Consider the following 5,699-nt stretch of genomic DNA (forward strand, 5'->3'; position numbering starts at 1 on the left):
CACCAAAAGAAACTGCACCGGCGATAGAATTACCTGGCGTCATAAGTGAAGAAGACAAAGAAGAGTCTTATGATGGGCAAACAGGAGAAGAAGTAACAGAAGGTACGAGAACCCCTGTTGAAGGATCGACTGAGGAGCACTCAGAAGAAGTAACAGATACTGAAACGGGAGAAAACAAAGTAATTACAACTAAAATAGATAAAGAGAACGTTATATTGAACCCTGGCACTGTAGTGATTTATGATAACACTTTAGAAAAAGGTGTAGTAGTAATTGAAGAAATAGGCAAGCCAGGATATCTTGTAAAAGAAACAACTAATACTTTGGAAAATGATGTAATTGTTAAAGTGACAGGACCAATTATAGTGACAGAAGTTTCTGCTGTTGATCGAATAGAAAGACATGGAACAAAAGAGTTAGTAGGTTATAAGAAGCAATTAACAGAAGTGGTTGAAATATTACACGGTAAAGAAATTATTGAAGATGCATCTAAGGATGAAGGATATAAGGAAATTACGCAAATCGGTGAAGATGGTAAACGAGTTATCACCTATGAAGTAGAGTACGATGTGAATAATATTGAAATTAATCGTCGTATAACTAATGAGCAAGTAACAGATCCGAAAAATACTATCATTGTCATTGGAACAAAAAAAGCTGTAGTTGAAACACCAAAAGTAAAATCAACCAAAACTATTACACGTCAACAAGCTATACCGCATCAAGTAGAATTTATATATAATGATAACAAAGATGTAGGTTATAGACATACAGTAGTTGAAGGCATAGATGGAATGTATAAAGTGACAGAACAACAAGATTTTTTAGATGGAAAACTAGTTAAAACAACAGTGACAAATAAAGAGAGAATAAAAAATGCATCTGTAGCTCAAGTTGAAGTAGGTACAAAAGAGAGTACTGTAGAAAAAATAGAGCCTATTACAGGAATAAATTTGGATAATGTTAGAGAAATGTTTGGTGATTTGGTAAATGAAGAGCGTAATAGTAAAGGTATCAGTTCGTTGAAATACTCAGAATATTTTGATGATTCTGTAAATACTAGAGCTTTTGAAGTTAGACCAAATGGCGGAACTTTTGATCACAAACGTCCTGATGGAACTGATTTCAGAACGGTAGATGAGTTGTACACAGTATATAATTCTGGAGAAAATATTTTGTATTTTGGATCATTCACGAAGTTAGCTGAAGAAGAAGTTGCTGAGCGTATGTTTACACAATGGAAAAATTCATCAGGTCATTATAAAAATATGATGACAGAAGATTATACTAATGAAGCCTTAGGTATTCATGTTCAAAAAGATAATGCAGGTACATACTATTATTCAGGTGCTCAAATATTAACAAGTGAAAAAGAGGCTATACTTTAATAAGAGATTAATAAAAGAATTGAAGCAGAAATGCATTCAATTCTTTTTTTGTTCCATGTCAAATAAGGCCTTCAAATAATTAAGAAAAAGAAAAAATGTATTTTTTAATGCATAGGTCTAATTGACTGTTTGACACATCTCTGTTAACATCATAATATTAGAAAACTCATGTTGCGTATTATTGTGTAATGGATTAAAATAAAACATGAACGAGTTAAAGGAGAGCTATTATGGCAAATGTAAGAAAGGTTGGGTTAGCTTGTACCGAATGTGGACAACGCAACTATACAACTAAACCTAGTCAAGCAGGACAAGAACGATTAGCAGTTAAAAAGTTTTGCCGTTACTGTGGCAAACATACTCTTCATAAAGAAACAAAATAATAAATAATTGATTAATGTTAAAAGAAATGAGGTATTAATTTACATGAGATTTTTAAAAGGTGTAATGCATGAAATGAAACAAACTACTTGGACTTCTGGGCCGGATGTTAATAAATATACGTGGACAGTCGTATCAACTGTAATTATTTTCGGTGTATATTTTGCAGCAGTTGATTTTGGATTAGATGAACTTTTAACACGTTTCATTCATTAAAAGGTAGACGCTTCGTGTCAACGTGCTATAATAGAAATAGTTAAAAAACCTTTGGACACAAAAGGTTTTTTTATTTTGGGTAAAATTGTAAACATTTAATAGACAAAATAATAGAAAAGAGGAAGACAATAATGGAAACAATTGAAACAGGAAAAGAATGGTACGTACTGCATACTTATTCCGGTTACGAAAACAAAGTGAAAGAAAATCTTATGTTACGTACGCAAAGTATGGGGATGGAAAATAATATTTTTGATGTAATCGTTCCTGAAGATGAAGAAGTGGAAGTGAAAGATGGGAAAGCGCATTCAAAAACAAAGAAAACATTCCCAGGGTATGTATTAGTACAAATGATCATGTCAGACGAAGCGTGGTATATTGTGCGAAATACGCCGGGTGTAACAGGGTTTGTCGGATCACACGGTGCGGGAAGTAAACCAGCGCCACTATTAGACGAAGAAATCGATTTCATTTTACGTCGAATGGGCAAAGATGCGCCACGAGTAGAAATTGATGTTCATGTGGGTGATTTAGTGGTCATTACAGAAGGTGCATTTGAAGGGCTAGAAGGACCAGTTGTTGAGAAAAATGATGATAAACAAACTGTCCAAGTATCCATCGAAATGTTTGGGCGAGAAACAATTACAGAAGTAGAATTCTATCAAATAAAAAAATCGAATTAATCCACTAATAAATTTCTCGTTAAAAGCAATAAATAATAGTTGATTGAATTATAAAGGTATGATAGAATGGCTTGGTACGTTAGGACATGAGTAGTATGGCCCCTTGTTATGAGTCGTCATAACAAGAAAAAATACTACAGCAATCAGCCTAATGAACATGTGTGGGAGGGAAATCTAATATCCCCGTTAACCACATCACGAACAAAACAAGGAGGTAGGTTTCGTGGCTAAAAAAGTTGTGAAAATTGTTAAGTTACAAATTCCTGCAGGTAAGGCAAGTCCTGCACCCCCAGTTGGTCCAGCATTAGGTCAAGCGCAAGTTAACATTATGGCGTTTACTAAAGAATTTAATGCACGTACACAAGATCAAACTGGTTACATTATTCCGGTTGTTATTAGTGTTTATGAAGACCGTTCATTCGACTTCGTAACTAAAACACCACCAGCTGCAGATTTATTAAAGAAAGCAGCTAAAGTAGAAAAAGGTTCTGGCGAACCAAACGTGAAGAAAGTTGCTAAAATTACTAGTGACCAAGTACGTGAAATTGCTGAAATGAAAATGCCTGACTTAAACGCAGCAAACGTTGAAGCTGCTATGCGTATTGTTGAAGGAACAGCTCGTTCAATGGGAATCACTGTTGAAAACTAAACGCTAACTGCCGCTTCCACGTGAGAGAGCTCAAGCCAAGGATGCACCCATCCAGAGCTTTCAGTGGGAGGTTTACCCGTTAAAACCACAAAATAGGAGGAATACAAATTGGCTAAAAAGAGTAAAAAATATATCGATGCTGCAAAAAAAATTGAAGCTGGAAAGCTATACTCAATTAACGAAGCTGTGGCATTAGTAAAAGAATTAGACTTCGCTAAATTTGACGCATCAATTGATGTGGCATACCGTTTAAACTTAGATACACGTAAAGCAGATCAACAATTACGTGGTGCAATGGTTTTACCTAATGGAACTGGTAAAACACAACGCGTATTAGTATTTGCACGTGGTGAAAAAGCTAAAGAAGCTGAAGCTGCAGGCGCTGACTATGTTGGTGAAGCAGAATTAGCTGAAAAAATCCAAGACGGTTGGTTTGATTTTGACGTTGTTGTTGCAACACCAGACATGATGGGATTAGTTGGTCGTTTAGGACGTGTTCTTGGACCAAAAGGCTTAATGCCAAACCCTAAAACTGGAACAGTAACAATGGATGTTAAAAAAGCTGTTGAAGAAATTAAAGCTGGTAAAGTAACTTACCGTACAGATAAAGCCGGCAACGTGCAAATCTCTGTAGGTAAAGTATCTTTTGACTCAGAAAAATTAGTGGAAAACTTAAAAGCTTTCCATGAATTAGTTGTTCGTTTACGTCCAGCTACAGTTAAAGGTAAATACGTTCAAAGCTTGACAATTTCATCAACATTTGGACCTGGCGTTAAAGTGGATATTAGCTCACTATAAAAAATTAAATAAACTTCTTGACCGGTTGTATCAATATTGGTACAATCGGTTAAGAAATAGTTTCTACCGAAGACAGTAGGGGGGCAACCTTAATAATCCTACCGAGGGAGTATATGATGATTACGTTATATCTCTATGTCTTCCGGCATAGAGTTTTTTAGTAGACTCTATTCAATTGATTGCATGGAGGTGAAATAAATGAGCGAACAAGCCATTCAAAAGAAACAATTGTTAGTTGATGATTTAGCTACTCGTATGAGCGAATCAGGAAGTGTTCTAGTTGTAGATTACTTAGGATTAACAGTTGCACAAGTAACTGAATTACGTAAACAATTACGTGACGCAGATATTGAAATGAGCGTTATCAAAAACACGATTTCACGTCGTGCTGCTGAAAAAGCAGGTTTAGAAGAGTTAAACGAAGTTTTTGTTGGACCAACAGCTGTTGTGTTTGGTAAAGAAGACGTTGTAGCTCCAGCTAAAATTGTTGCTAACTTTGCAAAAGAAGCAGAAGCTTTAGAAATTAAAGGTGGAGTAATCGAAGGTAAAGTAACAAGCGTTGAAGAAATCAACGAAATCGCAACACTACCAAGTCGCGAAGGACTACTTTCAATGCTATTATCAGTATTGCAAGCACCAATCCGCAACACAGCATTGGCAGTCAAAGCCGTTGCAGAACAAAACGAAGAAGATGCAGCTTAATTGCAGCATAGTCATCACAACAAATACGATCAAAGTGGCATAAGACCACAATACATATAAATGGAGGAAATAAAAATGGCTTTAAATATTGAACAAATTATTGCTGATATTAAAGAAGCAAAAGTTACAGAACTTAACGAATTAGTTAAAGCAATCGAAGAAGAATTTGGTGTTACAGCAGCAGCTCCTGTAGCAGTTGCAGGTGGAGCAGCAGATGCTGGTGCCGCAGAACAAACAGAATTTGACGTTGAATTAACTTCAGCTGGCGATTCAAAAATCAAAGTTATCAAAGCAGTTCGTGAAATGACAGGTTTAGGCTTGAAAGAAGCTAAAGCTTTAGTTGATGGCGCACCTGGAATGCTTAAAGAAGGCGTATCTAAAGAAGAAGCAGAAGAAATGAAAGCTAAACTTGAAGAAGTTGGAGCAACAATTACTCTTAAATAATCATTTTGAAATATTCTTCAAAAAACCTACCAATTCAATTGGTAGGTTTTTTGCGTTCTGTTAAATAGGGGGCTCTTTGTCAAATAGGGTTGATGCCGAGGTGAGGTAACCATACGGTTACTTCGCCTCTTTTTTTAGGTCAAAAGATAAAATAAGCAAATGATTGGATCGATTGTATTCAAAATCAGTGTTAAGAAGCAGCGATTTTGGACGAATGATTTGGCGCATATAAACGCATCATTAATAAAATTCTATTTTTAAAGTGTGAATAATTACGGTAGCCATACGCATTTCGCTTAAGTACCTTAATTTTGTTGTTTAATCCTTCAATCGGCCCATTAGTTAATTGAGGATAAATGAAGGTATTTTGAATATACGTGTTATAGTGTTTAAATGTTCTTAAAACGGTCTTTAATGATTTGGGAAGGGGCAATGTTA

The 5,699-nt window shown here is 35.5% G+C and carries 9 protein-coding genes and 1 other annotated feature; of the genes, 8 read left to right on the top strand and 1 reads right to left on the bottom strand.

The genetic code is table 11. The annotated features are described in order from the left end of the window. From L866_RS08820 to rplL, 8 genes are all read left to right on the top strand, one after another. Positions 1 to 1,388, top strand: a 1,388-nt coding sequence (locus L866_RS08820; RefSeq protein WP_035446463.1) for a G5 domain-containing protein, incomplete at its 5' end; no start/stop codon positions are given. A 230-nt stretch (positions 1,389 to 1,618) separates the two neighbouring features. Then, positions 1,619 to 1,771, top strand: a complete 153-nt coding sequence (gene rpmG, locus L866_RS0107770) for a 50S ribosomal protein L33 (RefSeq protein ID WP_025730769.1) — start codon at positions 1,619 to 1,621, stop codon at positions 1,769 to 1,771. A 43-nt stretch (positions 1,772 to 1,814) separates the two neighbouring features. Continuing rightward, positions 1,815 to 1,985: a preprotein translocase subunit SecE gene (secE, locus tag L866_RS09365; protein ID WP_084030326.1), complete on the top strand. Its 171-nt coding sequence runs from the start codon at positions 1,815 to 1,817 to the stop codon at positions 1,983 to 1,985. A gap of 131 nt (positions 1,986 to 2,116) precedes the next feature. After that, on the top strand, positions 2,117 to 2,668 hold the full coding sequence (gene nusG / locus L866_RS0107780; RefSeq protein ID WP_025730771.1) for a transcription termination/antitermination protein NusG: 552 nt from the start codon (positions 2,117 to 2,119) through the stop codon (positions 2,666 to 2,668). A gap of 223 nt (positions 2,669 to 2,891) precedes the next feature. Continuing rightward, a complete protein-coding gene (gene rplK / locus L866_RS0107785; protein WP_025730773.1) occupies positions 2,892 to 3,317 on the top strand; it encodes a 50S ribosomal protein L11 in 426 nt (141 codons plus the stop codon). Between the two features lie 108 nt (positions 3,318 to 3,425). Beyond that, on the top strand, positions 3,426 to 4,115 hold the full coding sequence (gene rplA / locus L866_RS0107790; RefSeq protein ID WP_025730775.1) for a 50S ribosomal protein L1: 690 nt from the start codon (positions 3,426 to 3,428) through the stop codon (positions 4,113 to 4,115). Between the two features lie 48 nt (positions 4,116 to 4,163). Continuing rightward, positions 4,164 to 4,284, top strand: a sequence feature (ribosomal protein L10 leader region). A gap of 29 nt (positions 4,285 to 4,313) precedes the next feature. Next, positions 4,314 to 4,817, top strand: coding sequence for a 50S ribosomal protein L10 (gene rplJ / locus L866_RS0107795; RefSeq protein ID WP_025730777.1), 504 nt, complete (start codon positions 4,314 to 4,316; stop codon positions 4,815 to 4,817). Between the two features lie 75 nt (positions 4,818 to 4,892). Next, positions 4,893 to 5,261: a 50S ribosomal protein L7/L12 gene (gene rplL / locus L866_RS0107800; RefSeq protein ID WP_025730778.1), complete on the top strand. Its 369-nt coding sequence runs from the start codon at positions 4,893 to 4,895 to the stop codon at positions 5,259 to 5,261. 190 nt (positions 5,262 to 5,451) lie between these two features. On the opposite strand, the gene L866_RS09370 is transcribed toward rplL, so the two are convergent. Continuing rightward, positions 5,452 to 5,699, bottom strand: a 248-nt coding sequence (locus L866_RS09370) for a transposase (protein WP_211236693.1), incomplete at its 5' end; no start/stop codon positions are given.

The sequence above is a fragment of the Atopobacter phocae ATCC BAA-285 genome, from assembly GCF_000526675.1.
GTDB lineage: Bacteria > Bacillota > Bacilli > Lactobacillales > Aerococcaceae > Atopobacter > Atopobacter phocae.